General features: G+C 49.6%; 24 protein-coding genes and 1 riboswitch. Of the genes, 9 read left to right on the forward strand and 15 right to left on the reverse strand.

The genetic code is table 11. The features are described 5' to 3' along the window. Positions 1–203: 203 nt before the first annotated feature. The 7 genes from ACN4EG_RS00320 to petM all read right to left on the reverse strand — a co-directional run bounded on the left by ACN4EG_RS00320 (position 204) and on the right by petM (position 6,288). Positions 204–1,388, reverse strand: coding sequence for a pentapeptide repeat-containing protein (locus ACN4EG_RS00320; protein WP_431627089.1), 1,185 nt, complete (start codon positions 1,386–1,388; stop codon positions 204–206). Positions 1,389–1,621: 233 nt separating this feature from the next. Next, positions 1,622–1,816 (reverse strand): DUF2949 domain-containing protein, encoded by a 195-nt coding sequence (locus ACN4EG_RS00325; protein WP_431627090.1) that lies wholly within the window; start codon positions 1,814–1,816, stop codon positions 1,622–1,624. A gap of 592 nt (positions 1,817–2,408) precedes the next feature. After that, positions 2,409–2,948: a DUF192 domain-containing protein gene (locus tag ACN4EG_RS00330; RefSeq protein WP_431627091.1), complete on the reverse strand. Its 540-nt coding sequence runs from the start codon at positions 2,946–2,948 to the stop codon at positions 2,409–2,411. Then, positions 2,929–3,624 carry a response regulator transcription factor NblR gene (gene nblR / locus ACN4EG_RS00335; RefSeq protein ID WP_431627092.1) on the reverse strand — a complete coding sequence of 232 codons (696 nt, stop codon included), beginning with the start codon at positions 3,622–3,624 and terminating at the stop codon, positions 2,929–2,931. The genes ACN4EG_RS00330 and nblR overlap by 20 nt, the downstream gene beginning before the upstream one ends. A gap of 321 nt (positions 3,625–3,945) precedes the next feature. After that, positions 3,946–4,878, reverse strand: coding sequence for an NAD(+) kinase (locus ACN4EG_RS00340; RefSeq protein WP_431627093.1), 933 nt, complete (start codon positions 4,876–4,878; stop codon positions 3,946–3,948). 146 nt (positions 4,879–5,024) lie between these two features. Further along, positions 5,025–6,005: an SDR family oxidoreductase gene (locus ACN4EG_RS00345; RefSeq protein WP_431627094.1), complete on the reverse strand. Its 981-nt coding sequence runs from the start codon at positions 6,003–6,005 to the stop codon at positions 5,025–5,027. A 181-nt stretch (positions 6,006–6,186) separates the two neighbouring features. Continuing rightward, positions 6,187–6,288: a cytochrome b6-f complex subunit PetM gene (gene petM / locus ACN4EG_RS00350; RefSeq protein WP_431627095.1), complete on the reverse strand. Its 102-nt coding sequence runs from the start codon at positions 6,286–6,288 to the stop codon at positions 6,187–6,189. Between the two features lie 114 nt (positions 6,289–6,402). On the opposite strand from petM, the gene pdxA reads away from it, so the two are divergent. Both pdxA and ACN4EG_RS00360 read left to right on the forward strand, forming a co-directional pair. Beyond that, entirely contained in the window at positions 6,403–7,455 is a 1,053-nt protein-coding gene (gene pdxA, locus ACN4EG_RS00355; RefSeq protein ID WP_431627096.1) for a 4-hydroxythreonine-4-phosphate dehydrogenase PdxA, read from the forward strand. A 42-nt stretch (positions 7,456–7,497) separates the two neighbouring features. After that, positions 7,498–8,184: a tetratricopeptide repeat protein gene (locus tag ACN4EG_RS00360; RefSeq protein ID WP_431627181.1), complete on the forward strand. Its 687-nt coding sequence runs from the start codon at positions 7,498–7,500 to the stop codon at positions 8,182–8,184. 74 nt (positions 8,185–8,258) lie between these two features. Here ACN4EG_RS00360 and ACN4EG_RS00365 read toward each other — a convergent pair whose 3' ends face one another. The 3 genes from ACN4EG_RS00365 to gpmI all read right to left on the reverse strand — a co-directional run bounded on the left by ACN4EG_RS00365 (position 8,259) and on the right by gpmI (position 11,095). After that, complete coding sequence (locus ACN4EG_RS00365) at positions 8,259–9,071, reverse strand: hypothetical protein (protein WP_431627097.1); 813 nt, start codon at positions 9,069–9,071, stop codon at positions 8,259–8,261. Then, the gene (secG, locus tag ACN4EG_RS00370) at positions 9,072–9,305 is read right to left on the reverse strand and encodes a preprotein translocase subunit SecG (protein WP_431627098.1); all 234 of its coding nucleotides are present in this window, start codon (positions 9,303–9,305) and stop codon (positions 9,072–9,074) included. A gap of 191 nt (positions 9,306–9,496) precedes the next feature. After that, complete coding sequence (gpmI, locus tag ACN4EG_RS00375; RefSeq protein ID WP_431627099.1) at positions 9,497–11,095, reverse strand: 2,3-bisphosphoglycerate-independent phosphoglycerate mutase; 1,599 nt, start codon at positions 11,093–11,095, stop codon at positions 9,497–9,499. A gap of 517 nt (positions 11,096–11,612) precedes the next feature. On the opposite strand from gpmI, the gene ACN4EG_RS00380 reads away from it, so the two are divergent. Continuing rightward, positions 11,613–12,944 carry a potassium transporter TrkG gene (locus ACN4EG_RS00380; protein ID WP_431627100.1) on the forward strand — a complete coding sequence of 444 codons (1,332 nt, stop codon included), beginning with the start codon at positions 11,613–11,615 and terminating at the stop codon, positions 12,942–12,944. A gap of 200 nt (positions 12,945–13,144) precedes the next feature. Beyond that, positions 13,145–13,846: a potassium channel family protein gene (locus tag ACN4EG_RS00385; protein ID WP_431627101.1), complete on the forward strand. Its 702-nt coding sequence runs from the start codon at positions 13,145–13,147 to the stop codon at positions 13,844–13,846. A 202-nt stretch (positions 13,847–14,048) separates the two neighbouring features. Here ACN4EG_RS00385 and ACN4EG_RS00390 read toward each other — a convergent pair whose 3' ends face one another. Further along, positions 14,049–15,554 carry a glycosyltransferase family 2 protein gene (locus ACN4EG_RS00390; RefSeq protein WP_431627102.1) on the reverse strand — a complete coding sequence of 502 codons (1,506 nt, stop codon included), beginning with the start codon at positions 15,552–15,554 and terminating at the stop codon, positions 14,049–14,051. A gap of 519 nt (positions 15,555–16,073) precedes the next feature. Here ACN4EG_RS00390 and ACN4EG_RS00395 point away from each other — a divergent pair. The 4 genes from ACN4EG_RS00395 (at position 16,074) to ACN4EG_RS00410 (ending at position 20,861) form a co-directional block, all read left to right on the forward strand. Further along, positions 16,074–17,588, forward strand: coding sequence for a phytoene desaturase family protein (locus tag ACN4EG_RS00395; RefSeq protein ID WP_431627103.1), 1,515 nt, complete (start codon positions 16,074–16,076; stop codon positions 17,586–17,588). Between the two features lie 78 nt (positions 17,589–17,666). Beyond that, positions 17,667–18,569, forward strand: coding sequence for a DMT family transporter (locus tag ACN4EG_RS00400; RefSeq protein WP_431627104.1), 903 nt, complete (start codon positions 17,667–17,669; stop codon positions 18,567–18,569). A 527-nt stretch (positions 18,570–19,096) separates the two neighbouring features. Beyond that, positions 19,097–19,366, forward strand: a complete 270-nt coding sequence (locus ACN4EG_RS00405; RefSeq protein WP_431627105.1) for a hypothetical protein — start codon at positions 19,097–19,099, stop codon at positions 19,364–19,366. 622 nt (positions 19,367–19,988) lie between these two features. Beyond that, a riboswitch (cyclic di-AMP (ydaO/yuaA leader) is annotated at positions 19,989–20,131 on the forward strand. A gap of 58 nt (positions 20,132–20,189) precedes the next feature. Next, positions 20,190–20,861 carry a universal stress protein gene (locus tag ACN4EG_RS00410; protein ID WP_431627106.1) on the forward strand — a complete coding sequence of 224 codons (672 nt, stop codon included), beginning with the start codon at positions 20,190–20,192 and terminating at the stop codon, positions 20,859–20,861. 143 nt (positions 20,862–21,004) lie between these two features. On the opposite strand, the gene ACN4EG_RS00415 is transcribed toward ACN4EG_RS00410, so the two are convergent. From ACN4EG_RS00415 to ACN4EG_RS00425, 3 genes are all read right to left on the reverse strand, one after another. Beyond that, positions 21,005–23,149: a tetratricopeptide repeat protein gene (locus ACN4EG_RS00415; RefSeq protein ID WP_431627107.1), complete on the reverse strand. Its 2,145-nt coding sequence runs from the start codon at positions 23,147–23,149 to the stop codon at positions 21,005–21,007. Positions 23,150–23,489: 340 nt separating this feature from the next. Then, positions 23,490–23,660, reverse strand: coding sequence for a photosystem II assembly protein Psb34 (psb34, locus tag ACN4EG_RS00420; RefSeq protein ID WP_431627108.1), 171 nt, complete (start codon positions 23,658–23,660; stop codon positions 23,490–23,492). A gap of 258 nt (positions 23,661–23,918) precedes the next feature. Continuing rightward, on the reverse strand, positions 23,919–24,758 hold the full coding sequence (locus ACN4EG_RS00425; protein WP_431627109.1) for a thiazole synthase: 840 nt from the start codon (positions 24,756–24,758) through the stop codon (positions 23,919–23,921). Positions 24,759–25,002: 244 nt separating this feature from the next. On the opposite strand from ACN4EG_RS00425, the gene ACN4EG_RS00430 reads away from it, so the two are divergent. Beyond that, positions 25,003–25,563 (forward strand): GNAT family N-acetyltransferase, encoded by a 561-nt coding sequence (locus ACN4EG_RS00430; protein WP_431627110.1) that lies wholly within the window; start codon positions 25,003–25,005, stop codon positions 25,561–25,563. Here ACN4EG_RS00430 and thiO read toward each other — a convergent pair. Then, the gene (thiO, locus tag ACN4EG_RS00435; protein ID WP_431627111.1) at positions 25,509–26,576 is read right to left on the reverse strand and encodes a glycine oxidase ThiO; all 1,068 of its coding nucleotides are present in this window, start codon (positions 26,574–26,576) and stop codon (positions 25,509–25,511) included. The two genes, ACN4EG_RS00430 and thiO, sit on opposite strands and share 55 nt — an antisense overlap. Positions 26,577–26,595 lie beyond the last annotated feature (19 nt).

Genomic DNA, 26,595 nt, shown 5'->3' on the forward strand with positions numbered 1-26,595 from the left:
GCTTCAGACCAAGAACTATTAATGCAGGGATGTGATTGTACCTACTGCGAACGATCGAAATTCTTCTTAACAAATTACAAGCATGGATCAATCCAACAAACCGCTCTTTACGAGGTCTTCTATGGGTTTCAGGCGAAACTGTGGCAAGTAACACAGGTTTATCAAGATTGCGTTTTGTAAAGTTGTTACATTTCGCGAAACATTTACCCTTCGTAAACTTTCCCGTGGGGCATCGTCGCGCCTTGCAACAAAGCTCCGGTTAACTTCACCATCACCCGATCGTCAAAGCCCACCTTCGCCCCCTCCAAATTCGCACCCCGTAAATCGGATCCACTCAGATCAGCTCCGATTAAGTTGGTACCTCGCAGATCAGCATTTCTCAGGTTGGCTTCCAAGAGATTGGCGCGAAACAGATTGGCATTTTGCAGATTAGCGCCTTCTAGATTGACTCGATGTAAAAACGCATCACTGAGATTGGCTTGACTCAAATTGGCGCGGGCTAAATTACGGTTCGACAAATCCTTTTCCCGTAAATCCCGTCCCCGCAAGTCCACACCTGACAAATCAGGGCCATGGGTTTTGTGGGGAGCTTGGGAACTGCGATATTCTCGAGGCGACCCATAGGCTTTAGCCGCATTGCCCGGTGGCGTGTAGGCTTGAGGCGGCTTAGGTGGAGGATCGACCGGCTTTGCACTAGCATACTTGGCTTCAGGTTGACGTGGATCCGATGTGGGTCGCGGATGGGGCTGCGCAGTACCTGATTGCGCTTGACCCGATCGATGGTATTCAGCGCGGTATCGTGACTGCGCGTAATAGTCCTGTGCCCTTGCTGTACTGCTATTTGCGTCCTTCCCAGTCTGCTGGCCCTGACTTGTACTATGACCATTTGCGCTATGACCATTTGTGCTATGACCATTTGCACTATGGCCATAGCCATGACCGTTGGCACCATAGCCATGACCAGTAGAGTGGTAACCATTGGACTGATTACCTGCACCATGATTGCCCGAAGCGTGGCTGTGGGATTGCCCCTGACTTGACTTGCCACCCTGGTAGTAATAGTAGGACTGGTAGGCGGTATAGGATTGAGGGTTCCGGTTAGCTTGGCTATCAGAACGATGGGTCTGATGGGAAGACGCTCCAGAATGGTGGGTACTCGTTGAAGACGTTCCCGCTCGGGACTTTTTAGCTTGTTCCCGCAAGAGATCGCGGGCGTGGTTCAATTCTTTGATTTTTTCTTCTGCAATTTGTAGAAGACGCTGATTATCCTTAGGAAGCCGATCGGGGTGCCAAACCAGAGCCAAATCTTTGTAAGCTCGATTAATTTCTGCCAGGGTCGCGCTCGGCTTGATGCCCAAAAGTTGATAGCAGTGTTCTAGGTCACTCATCCACTTCACCACTACTGCCAATGATCATTCCAAAAACGCGCTCATGACCTCCCTGCTTGGTGTTGAAGTAGAGGTTGAACTTTCCTCAGTTTAAACGGAACTCTGGTGAAATGGCTGATAGCTACAGAGTTAATTAACCCCATCCCCTAGTCAATTCAGGCGATCGGCAGCATAGACTACAAAACAGTCGAGACAGGCTATGGCTTGGACAGACACCTCACCCAACCCCTGCCTTAAGCTGCAGCTTCCAACCAGTCATAGATGCGGTCTAACTGCTCCAGGGTAATTAAACCGTATTGCCACAGAATCATTGGCAGTGGGTCATAATCCCCCTTCCGTTGCTTCAGGGCAAAATCAATGGAAGAGGCAGAAACCAATAAGTCTTCTTTTAAAAATCGAATTAAATCGGGATAGGTTGATGGAGACATCGTTGGAGATCACCCCCGTAGTGTTGTCAGAAATGAATGTGATAAATTCCAAACGCCTAAGCTGGGAAGGCTCAGACTCTAACAAGAGCTATTGTTGACAAAATAAACCAGAAAAACACAGATAACCCAGGACTGTGCAGATGACCCAGAAGCGCTCTGTATCTGGCTAACCGTCTTCCTGACTTTGCATGAACTTGACGTAGTTCAGTCAAACTCACGAAATTAGGATCATTTACCGGACTTTTTGCAAAAAATCTCTTACAAAAACGTTAAATTCTCAGGATTGCCGTCAATAGTAGCACATATGTTCTACTTTGACCGATTTAAACAATCTTCAAATAGAAGTGATGGTTAAGGAACTGACAAACAACTGAGTGTGATGAAGATCAGGCAAGGTTCTCAGAGCTTTAGGTTGCAGAGAACCCGAGACTCAATAGGAAAACACACAACCGTTAAATTGATTACAATTTAGCCGGATTGAGCAGAGAGTATAACATAGGTTTCGTAAACGAGATCAGGAATAATCAAATTTTTTAATGGTTTCTCGAAATTTTACCCAATTTCGCGGAATACCCAGCCGTCTATATCACCATTACCGTTGCAAAAAGGTGACGGTGACCCGATCGCCCACTTGCAGGTTAAGGGCTTGGGCACGCCCTGCCCGCAATTCAATCACTTGATCGACAAACTCCCTAGGCCCGTAGGTAGGGCAAGCCGATGCGATCGTCTTGCAGGGAGGCACTTGGTCAGCAATCGCCACGACCTTGCCTTGGTAGAGAAACACCATATCTAAGGCAACGGGTACATCTTTCATCCAAAAGTTCACTGTTCTAGCTGGTGAAAAGGGAAACAACATTCCCTGATCATCACTGAGTTCCGGGCGATACATCAGTCCCAAAGCTTGCTGTTGAGGGGTTTCCGCGACTTCCAATTGAATGGTTCGATCGGCAATTTTGGCTTGGGCTGTGATGGGCAAATATTGACCAACCCCCGTTGATGCCGCGATCGGGGCAGCGGATGCGGCAGGGGCATTCACGGTAGGAGCGGGCGCGCAACCCAGCAGAAAAATACTTAAGCTCAAGCTACCCAAGCCAACGCTGACCGATCGAACGCTACACTTCCCGCAAAACATACCCCACACCCCGAACCGTTTGAATAAGTCGTTTTTCACCCTCGTCTTCAATTTTGAGCCGGAGGTAGCGAATGTAGACCTCAATAACATTGGACTCTCCCACAAAATCGTAACCCCAGACGTTTTCCAAAATTTGCTCACGGGTCAGAACTTCGCGGGAGTTTTCCATGAGGAATTTTAAGAGATCAAATTCCTTCATCGTTAGATCAATCACGCGACCATTCCGAAACGCTTGCCGTGTCCCTAAATCCAACATTAGGTTACTAAAGCGCAACACCTCCTGCTGGGGAACTTCCGTTCGTAAGTAATGTTTGACCAGTCGCAAAAAGTCATCACTGCGATAGGGCTTCAGAAAATAGTCATCTGCCCCAGACTCAAGACAGGCAACTCGATCGTCCACCGAGTCTTTGTTCATCATCAGCAACACGGGCATTCGCAGTCCCTGTTTCCGTAAGGAGCGACAAAACTCTAGCCCTGAATCTCCAGTTAACATGCGATCGACAATCACCAAGGCAGGTTGTGCATCCAGGGTTACCCGCAAGGCTGAACTGGAATCATTGACAACGCGAGCATCATAGCCAAACTCCTGCAAATCAGCCCGTACACTGTGGGCTAAGAGTTCATCTGGTTCCACAATCAGTACGCAGGGTGAAGAATCCAGAAGGGTGGTACTCATAGGTCTGTCCTGATGAATATCCTCTGATGCAACAGAGGTGCTGGGCGAAGAGATTTAATAGGGCATGACTAAAACAAATTTGAATGAGTAGAACAGCTAATCCAGAATTTTATGAAAATCTGAGCAAATCAACTTTCTACATAGGATTGGCCTAACCATGATGCCTAGCTGGCAGATTAACTGTGCAACCCAAGCGATACCACAGAATTGCCAAAGACAAAGCCATCAAAGTTATCAAGCAATCCGACAAGGAGATGAATGAATGCTCAATATGAAAAATTTTCTCTATTGTACGCAGTCCGACCGTTTTGTGTGGGATTCCTAGTCGTTCACGGAGGGTTGATCGCTATGATTAAACGGCTTAGCGACATGGGCTAACCCCCAACCTAACTTATCTCGCAGTAGACTAAAAAATTCTGGATTTTGGAGTCGCACAAATCGTGCAGGATAATGGGATTTTTGGATGCAGACTCGATCCTCTGGCAACACGTAACAGCCCGCATTACCATCGGCCACTAGCACCAAGCGATTGGGCGTCGCGGGGAAAATGGTGACTGGCTCAGTATTGCTAAATACTAAGGCCCGAGAAGCTAATGAGTGAGGGCAAATCGGGATCATACACATAACCGGAATTCCTGGCGTAATCACAGGCCCCCCGGCAGAAAGGGAATAGGCAGTGGATCCGGTGGGCGTGGCCAAAATAATCCCATCTGCAGGAATATCCACCCGACTATTGTTACCAATTTGCACTTCAAAATGGCACATACTGGTCAACGGTTCCCGGTGAATTACCATCTCGTTGAGACATAGCGCTTCCCACATCAGGTTGTTCTGGCGATAGACCTGAACTCGCAGCATGGTGCGTTCTTCAACGTGGTAGCGATTGGCCAATACCTCCGCGATCGCCGTCTCCAAGTTCGTCGCCAATACTTCCGTTAAAAAACCCAAATGGCCTGTATTGACTGCCAACAGAGGAATTCCACAGGGCGCAACCTGGCGAAAGGCAGACAGAACCGTCCCATCCCCCCCTAAGACCACCGCAAATTCAACTTCCTTGTCAAAGCCAGGGGGAACTAAGCGATCGATCGGGGTATGACAAACGGGAGCACTGGGATCGGAATAGCCCAAAATCCCTCCCTCTCCTGTGGCGGTCACCACTGTCCAGCCTGCATGAGTCAGATGATCTTTCAGCAGATCCGCTGCTTGGCAAGCTGTTGGCTTTTGATCGTTGTAAATAATGCCAGCTTTAGGCACAGGAATACCCACACGAGAGGCTAGATGAACGAAAGAGGCCAACCTTGGGATGACCTTAGACAGTAATCATCCATTTTTGACTAATTTTGGAAACTCGAGTTTTAAGTTCCGTTACTTTTTGAAGGTCTTAGAACCGAGTCAAACTCTTAGAACCGAGGGTAGGTTTTCTTGGTAGCTTTTTTCTTTTTAGCTTTCTCTTGGGCGTACTCCACTTCCTTCAATTTCTTGAGAATCCGGCTGAAGTACTCCTGCATATATTCCTCCAGGGTAGAAATTTCCTGAGGATCGATACCAAAGATTTTGTAAACGTCCTCCATGGAGGTGGTGAGCGCTTGGCCCGTGGCAACGACTTCTGTAAACGCCAAGCGATCGGAAATATTCCAACTCCACTGGAAGAATTTGGTGATTTGCCGCGCTGCTCTCAGGACTTGGATGGGAACCTTGGTCACCTTGGCTTCTTTCCCCGAGAGCCGTTCACACAGTTTAATAATTTCGTAGCCATCCCAAGCGCGAGGCCCCACGATCGGGAACGATTTACCTTCCGTTTCCGGTACTTGCAGTGCTTTCACGGCAAACTTGGCAATGTCGATCGTATCCATGAAGGCCATGGGCGATGTTTCACCGACGACCCAAACGGCTTGATTTTCCAAAATAGGAATGGCGTACTGGCCAATCAGACCCTGCATAAAGCCACAGGGCCGCAGGATGGTGTAGTTCAGTCCAGATTCTTGAATAAATTTTTCCGTGCAGGTTTTGATTTGCATCAACGGGACATCGGAGTATTTCTCGCAATCCAAGATGGAGAAAAAGATTAACCGATCGCAATCCGACTTCTGCATGGCCTGGATCAAGTTGACTTTCCCGTCCCAATCCACCTGCTTAATGCTGAGGGAATCGGTGGCTCGGGCAGTCGATGCATCAATGACAGCAGTCACTCCCTCCAGGGCTTCGGGCAAGGTTTCCGGTTTACAGAGATCGCCATAGACCAGTTCCGCCCCCCACTCCTTTAGAAAAGTGGCTCGCTTAAAACTTCTCACCATACAGCGAACTGAGTACCCTTCATCAAGGGCACGGCGAGTCACCTGTCTTCCGAGAGTGCCCGTAGCACCGACAACTAAAATGCTCATGGAGGGTTCGTGACAAAATGTTAACTTTTCGTCAAATTCTATCAGAAATCCTGGGGGCTGTCTGAGGGGATACAAAATCCGAGGCGATCTAAAAAAGGGCAATGCGCTCAGGTGAGAAATTTCTAAGAAAAATCTGGAACCCGATCGCCATTGCCCCCTTGCGATTGAGGATGAATTTGATTTATTCTTCGCCGCCTTGTAATTTCAGCAGGGCAAAACCCACTGCTAGCCCAACCAAAATCAATGAAAATGACAAAAACGCAGTATTAAATAGTTCGCCCATTGCATGTTCTCCCAAGACCTACAAGTTCTCCCAAAACTGGGAGAGTGGCTTAGATCAACCAAGCCTGCATGAAGTATTTTAGACCAGTTGGGACTACGCAATGGGGAATTCGCGATGGGGCTAGGGGAAATTCGGCGACCAAAGTTAGTTATCAGCCTCGGTGATCCGGCAGGGATTGGCCCTGAGGTCATCCTCAAAGCCTTAGCAGATCCCGAAATGACGGGCGTAGCAGACCTGACGATCGCGGGCTCTCGATCATGCCTAGACACAACCTACCAACGATTACAAAATCAAGGCATTGCCCTACCCAATTGGGCTGATTTGCAACTCTGGGAAGTGCCGATCGATGCCGCGACGCTCACCCAGATTGAAATGGGTCAAGGCAATGCCGCTAGTGGAGACGCTAGTTTTCGGTATTTAGACGCCGCGATCGCGGCGACAGTGGCGGGGAAATTTGACGGCGTGGTGACAGCTCCCATTGCTAAATCGGCTTGGAAGGCGGCGGGACATTGCTACCCCGGACAGACGGAATTGTTGGCAGAACGAGCCGGGGTGACGCAATTTGCCATGGCGTTCGTGGGTCGATCGCCCCACACAGGATGGATTCTCCGGGCCTTGCTCGCTACGACCCACATTCCCTTAGCCGCAGTGCCCGCTGCCCTGACTCCCGAACTGTTGGATCAGAAATTGAATCTCCTGATCCAGTGTCTTCAGCAGGATTTTGGACTAGCTCATCCCCGCATCGCGATCGCAGGACTGAATCCCCATAGTGGCGAACAGGGACAATTGGGCCGGGAAGAGGTCGATCGGTTAAACGCATGGTTCATTCAAGCGCAGCAACAATTTCCCCAAGCCACCTTAGAGGGTCTGCTCCCCCCGGATACGATGTGGGTCAAGCCGGGACAGGCTTGGTTTAATCCGCAAGCTTCCGTGAATCCCCACGATGGCTATCTGGCGCTGTATCACGATCAGGGCTTGATTCCGGTGAAGCTGATGGCCTTCGATCGGGCGGTGAATACGACGATCGGGCTGCCCTTTGTTCGCACGTCACCCGACCACGGCACTGCCTTTGATATCGCAGGACAGGGAATCGCCGATGCCACTAGTATGAAGGAGGCCATCTGGTGGGGAGCGCAGCTTGCCCAAGCCCGATTTTCCAAGTCTTAGTTCAGGCATTAGTTCAAGCATTAAAAGTTTTAGGGGCCAGTGATGAAAGGGGAATTCTATGTGTGGGGCAGCGTTGTTCTACTGACGATCGCACTCTCAGCTTGGGTACTTCCCGCGATCGCGAATTCAGCCAGCGAGTTTCGGCAACGGGGGTTAGCCCTACGCGCCCAAGGAGACTACGGCGGGGCGATCGGGGCTTTTGAGCAAGCCATGCAACTGGAGCCCCAGAATTTAGACAATCAACTGCTGCTGGGTTGGACGGTCTATAAGGCGGGCGATCTCGATCGATCGGCCCAGGTGCTTTCCCAGGTGACGGCCAAAAATCCCTTTGCGGTCGGGGCTTGGAACGCCCTGGGAATTGTGGATCTAGTTTCTGGCAATGTCCATAGCGCCGTGGGTTCTCACCTCTGGGCGGCGATGCTCAATCCCCAAAATGAAGTCGCCCATTACAATCTCAGTTTGGCCTTGACTCGTCTGCAAGCCTTCGATCGGGCGATCGCCCATGGCGAAGTCGCAACTCGGTTGGAACCGGACAACCCCCACCCTTGGTTAGCCCTAGCGATCGCCCAAGCTGCGACCCGCCCTGACCAAGCTAAGCAACATTACCGTAAAGCCATGACCTTAAATCCAGGGCTAGAGAATCCTGAAATTCGCGCGATCGACCTACAAGAAGCGGGCTTCAGTCCAGAACAAATTCAACAAGTTCAAGCCTTAACTCAGCGTCAATAGCGCATGCTCCCCATCACGCTAATCCTTCGTATAACCCGAATCAGTACCAGCAATCAGTACCAGCACAACCCACACTAGGGAACCGGGGCAGGCCAGCCTAAACGAGTCGGCTGCTCGTAGACGCGCTTGAGGGTGTTGACATCACGCGGGGAAATGGAGGGTGGATGCTTCACTTGGGAGAAATACAACACATCCGTCTCCTGGGGACTGTGACCCCAAATACCCAGCGCATGGCCCAATTCATGGCGTGCCGCTGCGAGTAACGTATCCTTTGGCTGTCCCGATCGAATGGCGATCGTGCAGCGATGGCAAAGCTTCGGTTGATTCATCGCTGGGCTAGAGGGGACTGGACTGGACTCCGTTTTTTGCCAATACAGTTCATAGCGGGTTTCTGCCATACGAACCCTAGGAATCTCACGGGATCCCGGTGTCCACTTTAACGGTAAGCTAGTCCGTTGAATTTGAATCTCTGCCTGGGTTCGATCGTCCGTCAACGCCAGCGGTAGATAGGCATTCCAGTCTCGAACGGCTTGCTGCACTTGGTCTTGCCAAACCTGCTCGGCCTGCGACTTGGCCGGTTCTACATACACTGGCACCGGAAACTGAGACCAAATCAGGGCACCTATAGGTAACGATTGCACTTGGTCAAAGTAATCACCCGATCGATCGTTCCACGAAGCCAGCGGCGGCGGCAAGGGATGAACTTGTAATTCGGGTAACGACGTTGGATCAGGCGCGGGAGTCGCGATTGCGCCGATTTCCTGCAATCCGACCATCCCCCAGCACAACAAAACGATCGTCGTTAAAACTAACCACGATCGTTTAAAAAGCGGGACTGCTTTAGCCCAGCGTTTTTGCGGCTTCAGCGTTTCTCGTTGCCGAGCCATTTATGCTTTAATCCATCCTGCACTGAGCACGATCGTCAAACCCATAAACATCACAAATAGCGTCCAAGTCACCCGATTGAGGGTCACTTCAGCACTCTTAGTACTGGTGAACAGTTGTGCCTGTCCACCCAATCCGCCTAAACCGTCCCCCTTAGGGCTGTGGAGCAAGACTAAAACAGACAGTCCAACGGCAGAGAACATCCAAAGGACTTTGATGACATTAATAAGGTTCATGGAGATAACGCTGGGAAAAACGAAACACAAATTACAGAAAAGTTGAAAAGACAGGCGAGACAATCAAACTTGGGCAAAATCAATCTTGTCTGCCAAGATGGTTGTTACTGCAAACGTCTAGGAGACCCTCATCGGGATAGTCCTTTTCCAGTCTACTGCCTTCAACTGAACCCTTTCAATGGATGCCTTGGCTATCGGCCAATTTTAACGGGGGTTCGATTGGCCCGGACATCAAAATCAGCGGACTGAATCATCGATCGACCGGTCATTTCCTCCGGCTGGGGAAGCTTGAGGATCTCTAAAATCGTCGGCGCGATGTCGGATAGGCGACCATCCGAGCGGAGAGACACGTCCGTACCATGGCCAGGGATCTTCAGCCCTTCTCCTTCCACCAAAATAAAGGGCACCAGATTGCTGGTATGGGCCGTCCAAGGATTTCCCTCTTCATCCCACATCATTTCTGCATTGCCATGATCTGCTGTGATAATAGCGATGCCCCCCGACCCATTCACCGCAGACAGCAGTTGCCCTAAGCAATGATCCACCGTCTCTAGGGCCGTCACCGTCGGTTCCATTTGCCCCGTATGCCCCACCATATCAGGGTTGGCATAGTTGATCACCACCAGTGAGTACATCCGCTTTTCGATCGCTTGAATAGCCGTTTTAGTGACCACATCAGCGGACATGGTTGGAGCCATATCGTAGGTTGGCACCATAGGACTGGGTACCAATTCCCGATCTTCTCCGGGGAAAGGTTGTTCTAAGCCACCATTGAAGAAATAGGTAACGTGGGCATACTTTTCCGTCTCGGCGGTGCGGAACTGCTTGAGCCCATGTTTTGCAATCACTTCGCCCAGAATATTAGTCATACTCATGGGTTCAAAGGCCACTAGGACCGATAACGAGGAATCGTACTGAGTCATCGTGGCAAAAGTAAGCGGTTGAATCAACGTCCGCTCAAAACCATCAAATTTGGGATCAACAAATGCCTGGGTCAACTGCCGCGCCCGATCGGGACGGTAGTTAAAGAAAATCACACCATCCCCCGCCTCTACCGTTCCCGGAGCAACCCGCGTCGGCAGAACGAACTCATCGGTTTTACCATTGGCATAGGCTGCTTTCAGGATTTCCGAAGCCGATCGGCCATCCGTTTCCCCCGTCTGGGTCATCACGTCGTAGGCAAGCTGCACTCGATCCCAGCGATGATCGCGATCCATGGCATAGTAGCGCCCACTGAGGGTGACAATTTTGCCAACGCCCACTTGGTCAATGTAGGATTCCAGCCGAACGATCGAAGCAACGCCATCCGTCGGCAAGGTATCGCGACCATCGGTAATGGCATGGATACAGACTTCAGAAATGCCTTGCGCCTTGGCTAAATCCAGCAGTCCCAACAAATGGTCTAGATGGGAATGCACTCCACCCTCGGAACAGAGGCCAACTAAGTGAAGTTTGCCTTGGCTGACTTTAACCGCTTCACACACCTTGACCAGTGCAGCATTACGGAGATGGGCACCCGTTTCCACCGCGTCGGAAATTCTGACCAATTCCTGGGGAACAACACGGCCTGCACCAATGTTAAGATGACCAACCTCTGAGTTTCCCATCTGCCCGTCGGGCAAACCGACATCTTTCCCAGAAGTCCGAATGAGTGTATGTGGATAGACCTTCGTCAGACTGTCCATGACTGGGGTTTTTGCTGCAGCGACTGCGTTACCATCCACGGCTTCGCGATGCCCCCAGCCATCTAAGATGATCAGCACCACAGGAGAAACAGGCACCTGTGCCATATAGTTTTCGCCCTTTTATCTACTATCCTCCGGCGATCATACCACTGGAACTCAAGGGTTCAGACGATTGGATGGATTAGAAAATCAAAGCTACGCTTTACAAAACTAAATACCTGTCTTAAAAGAGTCTAAACATTTTCCCCTATAGCAGTAGGGTGCCCTCAGCAGGGAATCGTTATAAGAGCGTACCTATGATCAGGCTTCTATACTCTACCGAAGGTTATTTTTCTAGATGAAGCATCAAATAAAATCTATACTTAACTTCAAAATTCCTCAAGGTTCATAGAACCGTAATTAACTCCTTGAAACGAGAGTCAACTTCATCCAACCAGAGTCGTTATCTAGGGTCTTCGCTTCGATAGTCTTTGCTTTGATCGAGACTCTCCACGATTCCTGACACCTATTTGCCGTAATCTCGAATAAAGAACGCTTTCGCGATCGTGCCCTAATGACTGTTGCTAGAACCGTTTGCCTAGGTTTTTTGACCGTAATCTTCATCGGAGCCTGTTTACTTGCTATGCCGTTTTCTTTGGCAGGCGGGTATCCAGAAGGTTGGCTCAAAGCATTTCACATCGGATTATTTACCTCCACGTCTGCCGTTTGTGTGACTGGATTGTCCGTAGTGGATGTGGGTAAATATTTCACCCTTTTTGGTCAAATCATTTTGGCCCTTCTTGCCCAAATCGGGGGCCTTGGCTATATGACTGCCACCACCGTTTTACTTTTACTGCTCCGTAAGCGGCTTGGGCTGAGGGATAAAATTGCAATCCAACAATCTTTGGATGTCACGGGATTATCAGGCTTGCCTGCATTGATTAAATCGATCATTGCAACAACCTTGGTTTTTGAGGTGGCGGGGACACTATTTATGCTGCCCACCTTTTCGGATCCGAGCCAGTTACCCCCCAATCCGGCAATGTGGCCAACCTTTATTCAGCAGGGAGGCTTGACTCCCCTCAAGTCGCTTTGGCTGGCCCTATTTCATAGTGTTAGTGCATTTAATAATGCGGGTTTCGGGCTGTTTGCTGATAACTTAATGGGCTATGTCCGTTCAGTTCCCATCAGTCTTGCAATTTCCGGTCTGATCATTTTCGGAGGGATTGGCTATCAGGTAATTATGGAAGCCTTCTTTTGGCTCCGCAATCGCACCAAAGGAGACTCTCGTAAAACCGTCTTTTCTCTCAACTTCAAAATTGCCCTCAGCACCACGATTTTTCTATTAGCGGTGGGTACAATCGCCTTCCTGCTCACTGAACTGAATAATAGCCAGACGCTCGCATCTTTGACGATCGGGGAACAGTTACTCGCTGCTTGGTTTCAGTCCGTAACGCCTCGTACCGCTGGATTTAACACGATCGACATTAGCAAAATGACCGCGACGGGCCTATTCATCACCATCATTTTGATGTTTATTGGAGCCAATCCGGGAGGCACTGGAGGCGGTATCAAGACGACAACTTTCCGAGTGCTGGCGAGTTGTACCACTACCGTGTTAAAAGGCAAAGAAGAAGTTCTGTGTTTCCAACGTCAAATCCCGATCGCGCTTATCCTCAAAGCCGTCGCGGTAGCACTGGGTTCTGCCCTGACGGTCGCGCTCTCCACAACGCTACTGACCCTCACCGATCCGAAGCAGCCCTTTATGCATTTATTTTTTGAAGCAATGTCTGCATTTGGCACTGTGGGCCTATCAGCAGTGGGCACCGCTAACTTGACGATACTCGGTCAACTGATTCTCATTCCAACAATGTACATTGGCCGTGTCGGGATCTTGCTCCTGATGAGTGCAATTTTGGGAGATCCAAAACCGAGTTTTGTAAAATACCCAGAAGAAAATTTGTTGGTGGGATAGTATTTACCTGGGTTTTTGAACGAATTCCAGTGTTGGACAAATTCACTCAACGTTGAGGCTTACTTTTAATTTTGTACCTGCCCGATTCGTTACAAGTCTCTCCACTGCCAGGTCTCTCCACGACCAAACGTAGCTAGATCAAGTTATCTCCCTGCTTTTGATTACTTCAACATTCATTCCTAATTTTTTGAGGCTAACCTGTGGATCTCTCTTCCCTTGGATTTTTTAATACCCTTCGTTTCGATCGCAAAAACCGTCAATTTGCTGTCATTGGCCTCGGTCGCTTTGGCCGCGCTGTCTGCGGCACACTACATAGTCAGGGTTATGATGTCCTGGCGATCGACTCCGATGAAGGCCGAGTGTCCCAAGCGTTGAACGATCGCATCGTCGCCCATGCCCGTGCCATTGACTCAACCCAACCCAGCGCCCTTGCCGAAGCAGGGATTTTTGAGCAGGATACAGTCATTGTGGCCATTGGCAACTACGTCCAAGAAAGCATTATTACAACCTTGAACGTCAAAGAGGGCGGTGTTCCCCATGTAGTCGCCAAGGCATCCTCAGAAATTCATGTGACCCTGTTGAAAAAAGTGGGTGCTGATCATGTGATCTTTCCAGAACATGATGCTGGCTGCTCCCTAGCCCGATCGCTCACCAAACCCGGCATTTTGGAGCGGTTTGAGCTTGACCCAGACAGTAGCATTGTGGAAGTGATTACCCCCGAAGAATTCGATGGCAAGACGATCGCGGAGCTCCAATTGCGATCGCGCTATGGGGTCAATCTAGTGGCTTTCAGTAAAGATAAAAAGTTTGTTGTGAATCCTGATCCAACCACTCCCCTACGCAAGGGCACTGCGATCGTTGTGATTGGGGCAAATAAGGATATCGATCGCCTACCCATTTAAAAAATTTTCATTTAAAAATTAATGGAGAAGAGGTTGATGAAACTTCTTCTCCATTACACCTAAGGTGTTCGTGATGTGTATGTTGATTATTTCTGACTTTGTTAGATGACCGTATTAGATAACCGTTAGATATCCCGAAGCAATCATCTAGATTAGATCAATCGCCATAGAGGTGAATGGCCATTCAAACCCCCTCATCCAATCAGCTCACCCGATCGGTTACTTTGCCAACGTAGGACAAAGATTGCATGGTTGCAGGCAATGCCTCTCGCAAACCACGTTTCGTAACAACCCATTCAGTATTGCCAATTAGGTGATCATAGATTGCAATGATAGCAATCATATTTTTGAACACACAATAGATAGGAATGAACAGACAGTAGGTGACATAGGCCATAATCGATTGCTCACTCGATCGGGCTCGAATGTGCCAAGCAGTCAAAGTCTGAAACGGGCCACTCATTAATGTCAGTATTGTGGTTGACCAGAAAAAGACATCAGAAATGGGCGGAGTTTCAATCTCTGCCAACGAAAAACCCAACAGCAGTGGAAAAATCTGGAGGGCGACAAAATGGAAGGCCACACTGTAAATTAGCAACATGGTCCAGTAAGCCTTTTGCCAGCCGTCCAATTTACTCGATCGCAACAGGGGAATTTGATAGCGGAGCGCAACTTCTAACCAACCTTGGGCCCAGCGTTTGCGTTGAAACCAGAACGACCTTAAATCAACCGGAGCTAACTCGGTCGTAATAATGCGCGGATCGTGAACCATTTGATGGCCTCGGAGCAACGTCCGCAGGGTCGCATCAATGTCCTCAGTCATCATTTCCGGTTGAAACTTCGTGCGCCGCAACACGGAGGTTCGCCAATACCCGTTGGATCCGCAGAACATTCCCGTATCTACGAGGAGCGACTTCGCGGGATGGCTCACCCCATACATACACTCAAATTCCACCGCAATCATCTGCGTCAGAAAATTCGTGCCATAGTTTCGGATCACATTGCGACCCTGAACCACAGAATATTCACCACTTTGCAGCCAACCCCAAGCCCGCTCTAAGCAATCAGCTTGAGGACGATGATCGGCATCCAAAATGCCTGTAATTTCACCTTTGAGAGTTTTGATCACGGCATTTAAGTTTTCTGCCTTCGATCGACTACCTTCAACAGAAACCAGACGTAACTCTGGATACTGACTGGCGAGTAGTTCTAATTCATCCTCTACCGGCAATCGCATGGGCGTGTTGTACGCTAACACCAGTTCTAAGCCACCTGCTGGACGATGCAAGGTTGCCAGAATATATTTCAAGGTGTCAAGAATAATGTGTTGCTCATTGGGCAGGTATGCAACAACAACCAAAGAACAGAGCGGCATATCGCACAGGTTGACATCCGCAGGCAATATTCCCTCTGGCCTTCGACGACGGAAACGCAAAATTTGTTGAATAATGCCCAATTTTGGCTTTTTCCTACGAAATTTCGAGGAATAGGCCGTCATGGTTGCGATCGCTTCACCAATCACGACCCCAGACGTCAACAAATACAACACTGGCATCACCCAATGCAGGGCTCGCAAGTTACCTTCGTTTTTCAAAATCCAATAGTACAAGACCGTTGGCAAACCAATCACTACCACATGGGTAAAGACGATTTTGTCAAGGACATCACCAAACAGTACAAACGGCTTTTGCAGCAGTCCCTTCCTCATAGTTTTATAAGCATCAAGGGTTCTTATAACGAGAAACCATGCACAAGCAGCCTTGTCAAACCATAGCGAACGGAAACTTCAGTTGGTCAAGGCTTGTGCTTAACCAAATTTTCCGAGGAGATGGGCACGGCAGCTATCGGCCAAGAATCAAAACACTTAAATGCATCGATTAGTTTAAATCGATGGCCCAGAAACTGTTTGACCAAGGCTCCCAAAAGCTTTGTGTAGCATACTCCATAACGCGATAGGTAGGATCACTCAGCCCAATAAAATCTCGGCAGCTTTCAGAGAAGCCAGACTTTCAGGCAGAATGAGGCTGTTTGTACAAGCTAACGCTGTCGAGCGAAGACAGCGCGTGTGAGGAGGGAATGTGAGATGCAAAGGGTGACTTTTACAAATCAGCCCTGATGATGCAAGAAACCAATTACTAAAACTACTAAAACAGTAACCAATAATTGGCAAGAAATATCTGTTATCAAGTAACCGATTTCGCAAAATTGTCCTCAATCGAGGTCAAACATGACTCAAACAGACGTTCTCGTAATTGGCAGTGGAATTGGGGGGTTGGTGGCAGCAGCCCTCTTAGCACGCTACGGCAAGCGTGTCTTAGTCTGCGAAAGCCATAGTACTCCCGGTGGAGCAGCCCATAGCTTTTCTCGACAGGGATTTCACTTTGATTCAGGGCCCTCATTCTACTGTGGTTTAGGGGAGGGTGCCTCTCTCAATCCACTTCAGCAAGTACTGCAGATCTTGGGAGAAACCATTCCGACACTCTCCTATGATCCATTAGGGCACTATCACTTTCCGGAAATGACCGTGCCAATCTATGGCAACTGGCATCGCTATCGATCGCAGATTGCTCAGATTACGCCCCAAGGAGCCCAAGAACTAGAGCAATTCACACAACAATTACTAAAACTCTATGACGGACTGCGGAATATTCAAACCCTAGCCCTGCGATCGGACTGGCAACTGCTACCCAGCTTGTTCACCCAATATCCCCAGGGCTGCCTACAACTCCTACGTCGATTACCGCTACTCGGCTTATCCGCCGGCCAAATCTTGGATCAAACGGTGCAAGATCCCTGGGTACGGCGACTTGTTGATTTAGAATGTTTTCTGCTCTCGGGGCTAAAAGCCCACGGAACCGTTGCTCCAGAAATGGCGTTTATGTTTGGCGAACGGGGGCAGTGGCCGATCGATTATCCCGTGGGTGGTAGCCAAGCGATCGTTGATGCGTTGGTGCGCGGTTTGACCAAGCAGGGTGGGCAATTGCGCTTGAATGCCCATGTAGAGAACATTCTCGTTCAAAACCGCAAAGTGCAAGGGGTGCAACTACGCAGTGGGGAACGCATCCAGGCAGCCACGGTCATCTCCAATGCCACCCGTTGGGATACCTTTGATTATCTGTTACCGCCAGAGAGTCTACCCGATCGCCTGCGCCAGCCCTGTTTGCAAACCCCCACGATCGCCAGTTTTATGCATCTACACTTAGGCATTCGGGCCGACGGGCTCGACGATCTGACCGGTCACCATGTCGTCGTCCACGACGATCGCCAGGACATTACCGTTCCCGGCAATACCTGCATGATTTCCATCCCTTCCGTCTGGGATCCAACCCTTGCACCAACAGGACACCATGGGATCCATGCCTACACCTTGGAACCCTATCACGGTTGGCAGCGAGATCAGGACTACGTGAGCCACAAACAACAAAAAGCTGCCCCCTTGTACAAAGCCTTGGAACGGGTAATTCCAGACATTCGATCGCGGGTCGTCCTTGAACTCATTGGAACCCCACTAACCCACGCCCGCTATCTCCGCCGCTATCAGGGAACCTATGGCCCCGCGATCGCCGCTGGCATGGGTCAATTTCCCAGTTGTCATACTCCGATCCAGGGGCTGTACTGTGTAGGAGACAGTACGATGCCCGGAATTGGTGTGCCTGCCGTTGCCGCTTCAGGGATCCTCTGCGCCAATACATTAGTCTCTCCCGCTCAAACCAGGGAAGTGATCCAACAACTGTCTGGCTAGACTGACTGGTCTAGGTCTTGACTTCATCATCTACAAACACTGGACAATAGCGCTATTCGTTACCTATTGTGCGCCGCGATGGCAATTTTGCTGGAATTTCGAGGAGAACTTGCGGCTCTAGGGTCGGCGTTGATTTGGTCGATCGCCGCGATCGTCTATACCAATTTAGGGCAGCAATTTTCTCCCCTCATCCTCAACTTCACCAAAGGCTGGCTGGCTCTGGGGATGCTTATCCTGACCCTGCTCCCGCAGATCGCCCTTGGCCACTCACTCCCCCTCCAAGCCATTACTTTATTGACCCTCAGTGGAGTGATGGGCATTGGCTTAGGTGACACTGCCTATTTTGCAGCCCTCAACCGCATCGGCCCCCGACGTAGTTTACTGATTGCGAGCCTATCTCCGGGACTCACGGCACTACTATCCTGGCAGTTTTTGCAGGAAGCACTTTCCCTAAGAGCTTGGCTCGGTATTTTCCTCACCCTCAGTGGAGTCCTCTGGGTCACCCTAGATCGGAATCAGCCAGAGGACATACCCCATCTCCGTTATCGTCGTGGGATCGTCATGGCCATTCTGTCAGCCCTTGGACAGGCAATTGGAGCCGTTCTCTCCCGTGCAGCATTGGTTAACAGCACCGTTGATCCCCTGTGGAGCACGTTGCTGCGTTTAGGGGGCGGCACGATCGTTTTATTAGGGTTGATTATCGCTCAGCAGCAGGCTAAGGACATCACTCAACCCCTCCATCCCAGACGGATCTTTGCAACGATCGCGGTCACTGCTTTTTTCAGCACCTATGTAGGGATTTGGTTCCAACAAATTGCCTTCAAATACACGGCTGCCGGAATTGCGCAAGCACTCAATAGCACCAGCCCCCTATTTATCCTGCCGTTGGCGCTAGCTTTGGGCGATCAGCTATCCCTGCGTGCCATCCTAGGGGCCATTACGGCCTGTAGTGGAGTCTGGCTCTTATTTCAAAACCGATAATAATTGCTGAGGAACACCACAAACGGGACAGCGCCCCATCTGAGAGTCATCGGAGGGTTAATTTACTTGCACAAAATACAAAAAATGGTAAATTCTATACAATAGGGAAGATGCATAAATTAAAAATTTACCCAAGGCTACGCCCTAACTCACTTAAACGAGGGATTACCTGACTAAAATTTCGATCGAGGTTTGATTTTGGTCTAGTTAACGAAGTGGCACAGGGAAAATTATGAACCCTCCCAGAAAGTCTTAGGCTGAGATCGATTTCTTTTCCAGGTATACCACTCTGTGAATTTTCGGAAGCTACACAACCCATAGCGAGCAAAATTCCGTGTTCATCCTAGGTTGTAATGGCGATTTCTTCCAGACAATTAATGGCTAGGTAGGAAGTTGATCCATTGCATTAACTGAGGATAAAGATGGTTTCTTGCCAGGAAAACCTACATAGCAAACCCTAGTTTGCTTTAGTGAGGTTGCCTCTACCAATCAGTTGTCATCCATCCGCACTTCAGGAGACTGTATCCATGGAAATGTTGGCCTTTGCTATACTCACTTGCTACTTCCTGGTTATGCCAATCCTATTTCTTAAATGGTTAGGCTTTTTTATGCAGGATAAGGATATGTCCAAGACTGATAGGAAGCTGTCTTGGGCTGTTCTAACCATCGCCACCTTACTTTGGCCCTTGACGCTGCCCCTTGCTTATTTAGAACTTCTCGATAAAGTGAAGCGCTATGAGCGACGAGCCAAGATGGTTGGTGTATCCTTAAAAACTTTATCTGACCCAACCTTTTAATCTAACCCAACCTTATTAATTGGTCTGATTAATAAGCATAGGTTCAGTTTTCATACCAGGACTGAGAGCGTGTCCCAGCGAAAGGTGACACGCTCTTGTTTCGTTTTATGGTGAGAGATTGGCTTGTTTAATCTGTGTACATTTAGCCAGCAGCAATAGTTAGTAGGTAGAAATAACTAGCAACATTTTCAATCCACTTCACGCCACAATCCACTTCACTCCGCAACAGGGACAAAGAAGTGCTAAACCCATCGTTTATGCGAACTTAAGTTATACTGATCAACGATAGCTAAGTCTTATTCTCTGAGAGTGCAATTTATCTTTTGTTGTACAAGTAGCAGATTTTGAAATCTGGGCTGTCCTAAAGTGACAAGTACTGTTAGGTGTGCTGGGGAGTGTACGTCTTAAGTTGGGTAGTCATTACTGATGAGCAGTTGATGACTCTTAGTTGAAATAGATTGATCGAAATAGTTTGAGTTGGTATTGATTTGACTTCTGGGTTGATTTGCGATCGAATTGATTTGACTCTCAGGAAATGTAGGTCGTTGTTGAATTTGTAGTAGAGATTGTCGAAACTAGCGATTGAAGCTGGTTTGCTATGTGGGTAGTAGCCTAATTTGAGTCGAATTCATGGTGGAGTCTCCATTGAAAACGACTGAGAACGGAGGAACCATCTATTCTTGGGGCTAATTCCAAGTTTCTTGGAAGAGACATCTTCCCGTCTTAGCCCGTCAGCTAACTCCGTCGGCCATGGGAGGAGTACTCAGGACTCATCTTTCGACCCACCTCTCATTAGTTGGAATATTTCAGAGAGGTCTAAACTGTGAATATATTGTCGATGCTCGCTCGCCTTCAAGGAACTTTGACACAAGCGGATGTAGAGCAAATGATTTTGCTGGCATCCGATCGTAGGTCTAGTCTTGAGGGAAAAGACATTAACTTGGTAGTTGGTTATTCCAACTCTCCCAAAAGTCAGGCTGCGCTTGACCTGACTCTTTGGATTGCCCATCAAACGCGATTGGCCACGAGCCAATTGGTCACCGTTCAAGTTGTCTATGTGGTTGAAGACGCGCCAGCTCCCAATCTAGCTTCGGCTGGGGACTGGCGTACCATTAGTCGGGCTGATATCAAACGTAGTCAAATCCTACGCACTTCGGAAGCAGCTATCCGAGAGACCCGTTCTAGGGAGCAGTCCTCTCGGCAACGCAGCAGCAATGTTGCGGTACTAGAAGCTCCGATCGATCGTGTCCATCAATTTGAGCAGGCTGATCACATTCTTTGGCAAGCTCGCTGTCTTGCAGATGAGTGGCGTGGCTCTCTTAAGACCCATCTTCGCTTTGGCCAAGTGGCTCACGAGCTACGTCATGTAGTCAGTGAAGAAGATGCAGCTCTACTGATTGTGGGGTGTCAATCAACAAAAGCACCACTCATTCGACAACTAGGTTCCAATTTCCCTTGTCCTGTCTTAGGCGTTCCTGACCTTCAAAACGATTAGTTAGCCCATTGGTTAGCCAGTTAATTTTGGCTGGCCAGTCAGCTAATCGGTCAACCCATGGGGATACAAGCTGCCTGGACAAAGGGCAGGGGAACATCATCCGGCCATTATACTGGAGTGGCAAAATTCCCAACGGATCCGCTCTATATCTGCTGCATGACTTTGGTCAGCAAAGTGGCTGGAAGTTTAGACATGGCTGCGTTTTGTCCAGGTAACCCGAGTTGTTCATGGTAGGTTCGCACCACTTGAACAATGCCATCCAAAGCTGCTTCTTGGAGGTCAACATTGCTTTGCCATCCAGTCCATGCCTGCAAGTGATGGTATAGGGCGGCGGACAAATACTCCGATCGAGCCGTAGCTTCCAAAGGCGCACGATACTGGGTCACAGCCTGATGATAGGCCGAGGCCAAGTTGTGATGGGTGGCCCAGGGATCGAAGTTAAGGGGGCCTCCACCGGATTGCTTCAGAATATCCACCATATCCAACGCCGCTAAGTAAGCAACGATCGCATCTTGGAGATAGGTAACAATATGATCTGGATGGGTAGCTGGATCATTGGCTAGATGCCAGTAGGCTGTACCGAGGTTATTTTGGGTCGCAGCATAGCCATTGGGAGCTGCATCCGGCGTGCGATAGAGCAAGGCAACCCGATAGGCCGAGATCGCTGACTGAAGAAGATTTTGGGAAGTTTGCTCAATCGTGGGATTAAGGTTTTCGCATTGCGACAAATTCCAGTAAGCCGTGCCTAGGTTGTTCTGAATCATGGCATAGGGCAACGGCTGTTGTTCTGGATCGTAAAACGGCAAAGCTGCACCGTAGGCAGCAATGGCTTGCTGAAGGTTAACAATGGGCTGCTGATATTGGGCTAAACTCCAGTACGTGGTTCCTAAGTTATTTTGAATCGCAGCGTAGCGCTGGGGATCCTGGTCTGCAGTGCGATGCTGGATGGCCTGCATATAGGCTGAGATTGATCGCTGCAAATTCTCTGCTGGCTGGCTGTACTGCGCTAAATCCCCATAGGCTGCGCCCAGATTATTCTGCACCATGGCATAGTGCAAGGGTGTCTCTGCGGGATTGATTAATTCGATCGCGGCTTCGTAGGTTTGAATGGCTTGAGCTAGGGCTGCTGACTGTTCGGGATCAGATGGGTTCGATCGACTGAGTAGCCAGTAGAGATTAGCTTGATCATTCAAGACTTCTGAGCAGGTCTCCGGCGCATCCGACAAGTAGGGTAAAGCCTGCCCATAGGCTTGAATCCCTAGGGCGAAATTCTCTGACACGGGATTTTGGTCTGCTTGATCACGGTACCAATCCCCCAAATGGCGATAGGCGGCGGCAAGTTCGGCATGCCGCAATGGCTGTTGCTGCTGTAAATACTCAATTTGTCGAATCCAACAGGTGGGTTGCAAGCTTGCATCTTGCGGAGAAAGAACCTCATTCCCTGACTCCCCAGGCAGGTCGATCGCGGCTTCAGGTACCGTTTCAGGAGCTGTTTCTTGATCATCGGTTTCAACCCTTTGGACAACGGCAGCCAGCACATAATCCGCCAACTCATGTTCCGCTGAAGTGAGTGAAGTCGTTGCAGGCGATGGCGGGGTAAGGACAGCAGCAGCCCGGTGGGTGACAAGGGTCGTTGGGGGAGGACAGGCAACAGTATCCGCCGAATCGGTTAATTGAGGAAAGGGATCGCCTTCAAATTCGAAGGTTCCTGTATGCCACCGCCAAAATTCCGGAGCAGATTGTTGAATCGATCGCAACCAAGGACGGGACACCCACAGGACTAAACTCCAGGGGGTTTCTCCATAGCCACGACCAAAAGCCCGGAGATGATTCAAAAAGGCTCGCTGGAGATGAGCAGGTTGGCGCGTTAACTTTTCAATACCCAAAATTTGGAAGACTGGATGACCCGGCTTGGTGGGCTGGTGCAGCAACCACTGGGCAATTTGGCCCCGTAGATCAGGATGGGCAGTTTTGAGATTTAATCGAATGAAAGAAATGGGGTCGATGGGAACGGCCCAGGGATCTTCTGGCAAAGCAGCAGAGCCTTCAGAGGAGGCAGAAACACAGACCCAATGGCTTGCTTCATGACGCACTTCTTGTTCTAAGAGGAGAGAAATGCGATCGCGTAAAGCCATGTCATCACAAACCGCGATTAACAGTTGGCGACGCAAGCGTAACCCTAACGTCATCCGAAGACGCGCATAGACCTGTCGATTGCGGCTGGATAGGGAGTGAGCAATCTCAGTCACAGAAGGATCAGAATGGGGTGGGCGGTCAGCGAGTAGCATTCAAGATAACCTAAGAGTGAAGCGATTGATCCATTTTGGAGGCGGGATACTCTATAGTTCAGAGATCCCAATGTATTCTCAGGATGAAACTTTGCCCTCACACCACAAACTGCTCCTATACAAAACAGGCTCCCGATCTCCATCCAGGACGTCTATCAAGTACGTCATATCAAGAAACAGGAACCTAGTTAACTTTAGCCACACAAAGCTTTAGCTACACAAAGGATATAGAGGATGGGGTGTAAGAAATGGGGCTGTGTATCCACTGCACTGGATGCCCTTAAAGCGGGTGCGACCCCATCTCTACCTTAAGAAAATAATGTTTAGAACACGACAATGGTTAAGACACGATCGCTGCGACGGCAATCAATCCCCCCACCAGAACTGCCGTACCAATCCCGAAGATGAGGTAGGTACGCTTTTGGCTATCTGTCATGGGATCAGCCTGATACATTTTGGGCTCGCGCGCAAAGTTATTTAAACGTCCGTCATCATCCTTAACGTAAGGCATGCATTACCCTCAATCTTTCGGTCAACTGTAACAAGTTGTTGGTAATCGCCTGCTAAGATCGTTGCAAAACTCAGCAGTTCTTTATAGAAGTTTAGAAACCTTTGTCAATATTCAAGATTTGACTTCTACAGGTTGTCTTGGCAAGTTCTCTTAGTAGGTTCTCTTGGTAGATTGTCTTGGTAGATTGTCTTGGCGGGATTACAGTTCATCCTCTGAACTGCCCCTAGGAGAAAACCGACTGTTCCGGTGGTAATACCCTCAACCTGTGATGGTTCCGGTGAGGGGAGAGCTTGCACTAGCATAGGCTTTCACAGGAATTCGACCGGCTTGGTAAGCTAGCCGTCCTGCCCGAGCGGCCAATCCCATTGCCGTCGCCATGGCCGCCGGATTAGCCGCCTGGGCGATCGCGGTGTTGATCAATAGAGCTGAGGCTCCAAGTTCCATAGCTTGAGCAGCTTCACTCGGCGTTCCAATACCCGCATCAACCACCACAGGCACCGTCGCATTCTCGATGATGATTTGGATATTGGCGAGGTTACGAATACCTTGACCTGAACCGATCGGAGACCCCAAGGGCATCACGGTTGCACAACCAACTTCTTCCAAGCGCTGGGCGAGCAACGGATCTGCATTGATATAGGGCAGAACGGCAAAACCTTCTTTGACCAATTGTTCGGCTGCTTGCAGGGTTCCGATCGGGTCAGGTAACAGGTATTTCCCATCGGGGATCACTTCCAGTTTGACAAAATTATTATCTTCTTGACCGAGTAATTTTGCCATTTCCCGTCCCAATCGGGCCACTCGAATAGCCTCTTCCGCCGTTTGACAGCCTGCGGTATTGGGTAACATCCAGATTTTGCGCCAGTCGATCGCGTCCGCCAGTCCTTCATGCCCCGGTGCATTGGTTTGGACTCGGCGCACTGCCACCGTCACGATTTCACAGCCACTGGCGGCAATGCTGGTCCGCATTTCCTCAAAATTGCGGTATTTTCCTGTTCCCGTCATCAAGCGGGAGCGAAAGGTACGACCCGCGATCGTCAGACAATCTTCCGTTAGCGTCCCTTCTGTAGATGCAATGGGCTGATCTAAAGTCTGCATAGCCTCTGCCTCAATTCAAAATATCTCAAGTCCTTAGGGAAACCCAGGAATCTGATCATACTGCTGTAGCTTCAACGATCGAGGCTTTAAACTAGAGTTTTCTAAGATTTGCAGAACTTCCACTGACTGCAGCCTCAAAATTGCACCATTGAAAATCGCGCCATTCAATTGCTGGAACAGATAAAAGCAATGGGATTTTGATCAAATTGCCCGTTGCATTAGCTTCAGATCTGCGGTACACGCTGTGATTGAAACATCTCGCCTGATTCTGCGGCCCTTAACGGAAGACGATTTTATTCCGCTTTGTGTACTGTTTGCCGATCCAGCTGTGATGCAGTATGTCGGGGATGGACAGCCTCGATCGCCCCAATCCACCACCAAGTATCTGCAATGGGTGATCGATCACCAAAAGCAGTATGGCTTTAGTCTTTTGGCCGTAATCCGTAAATCAGATAATCGCTGGATTGGGCAATGCGGTCTATGGCATTTAGAGCACAGTGAGGAAATCGAGACTGAAAAAATCGAGACGGAGGAAATCGAGTTGGGCTATAAATTTATGCAGGATTGTTGGGGCCAGGGATACGCCACGGAAGCCAGTTTGGCAACTCTTGACTACGGCTTTACAACGTTAGCGTTAGACCGCATTTGCGCGATCGCCCAACCGGCCAACCGAGCCTCCCAAAGAGTCCTGCACAAGGTGGGGATGCACTACGAGAAAACGGGGCAATACTACGGCCAAACCTGTGTGTACTACGCAGTGAATCGCGACCAATGGAACGCAGGTAACAAAGCATCGGCTTCTTGATGTAAGACCCAATTTGCAACGATTTGTCCAGTAATGGGCGTCAGCAAAATTCCATTGCGATAATGACCAGTTGCCAAGGTTAGATTTTCATAGGGACTTGCCCCCAGGAAGGGTAACTCGTCCGGTGTTGCAGGACGGTAGCCATACCAAAATTCCTCGATCGTATAATTCGCGATTTCGGGAACCAGTCGAGTCGCCCGCCCCATCAACTGCTGCATCCCCGCAGGGGTGTTCCCCGGCAGAAATCCCACATTTTCGCTGGTGGCTCCAATAACAATTCGACCGTCCTGGCGCGGCACAATATAGCTTTCGGAACCAAATAATACCGTTTGTAAGGGTAATTGCGTGGGATCAGGCACCCGTACCGCCATCATTTGACCTTTGCGCGGCACGACGGGAATCTGCAGCAAATCCTGACTCCAGGCTCCCGTGGCTAAAATATAATGCGCTGCTTGATAATCGCCATGACTGGTGCGTAGATGGGTAACCCGATCGATCTGACGCACAACCTCTTGCACCGCGACCCCTGGGTAAATGGTCACGCCCAGTTCCTGTACTGCTAACCAAAGCGATCGAGCCAACTTGCGACTATCCACCTGGGCATCTTCAGGAAACCACCAGCCACCGATGACTTCATCACTTAAGTGCGATTGCCGTTCATGGATCATCGAGGCAGCTTGCCATTGAGTCACATCATGGGAAAAATCTGCTTGGCAATAGGCCGGAGCCAGAATGCCACAGGGCCAATAATCCGTAGCATAGCCAGAAATTGCTTCTAATTTTTGGCTCCATCCAGGATAAAGATCGCGGCTACGAATACACAATTCTCGCATCGCACCGGACGGAATTCCCTCCGCTTGGGGGGCTAACATTCCGGCAGCCGCCTGACTCGCTGCTTCTTCAAACTGACGACAGAGAATCGCAACCGAAGCGCCTTGAAGCTTGAGCTCTAGCGCGATCGCGAGACCAATCACACCACCGCCTAGAATGAGAATATCCGCTGTCGTTTTCATAACTAAAAATCGGGGCGAC

This window comes from Alkalinema pantanalense CENA528 (assembly GCF_050753345.1).
GTDB classification, from domain to species: Bacteria; Cyanobacteriota; Cyanobacteriia; order Leptolyngbyales; family Leptolyngbyaceae; genus Alkalinema; species Alkalinema pantanalense.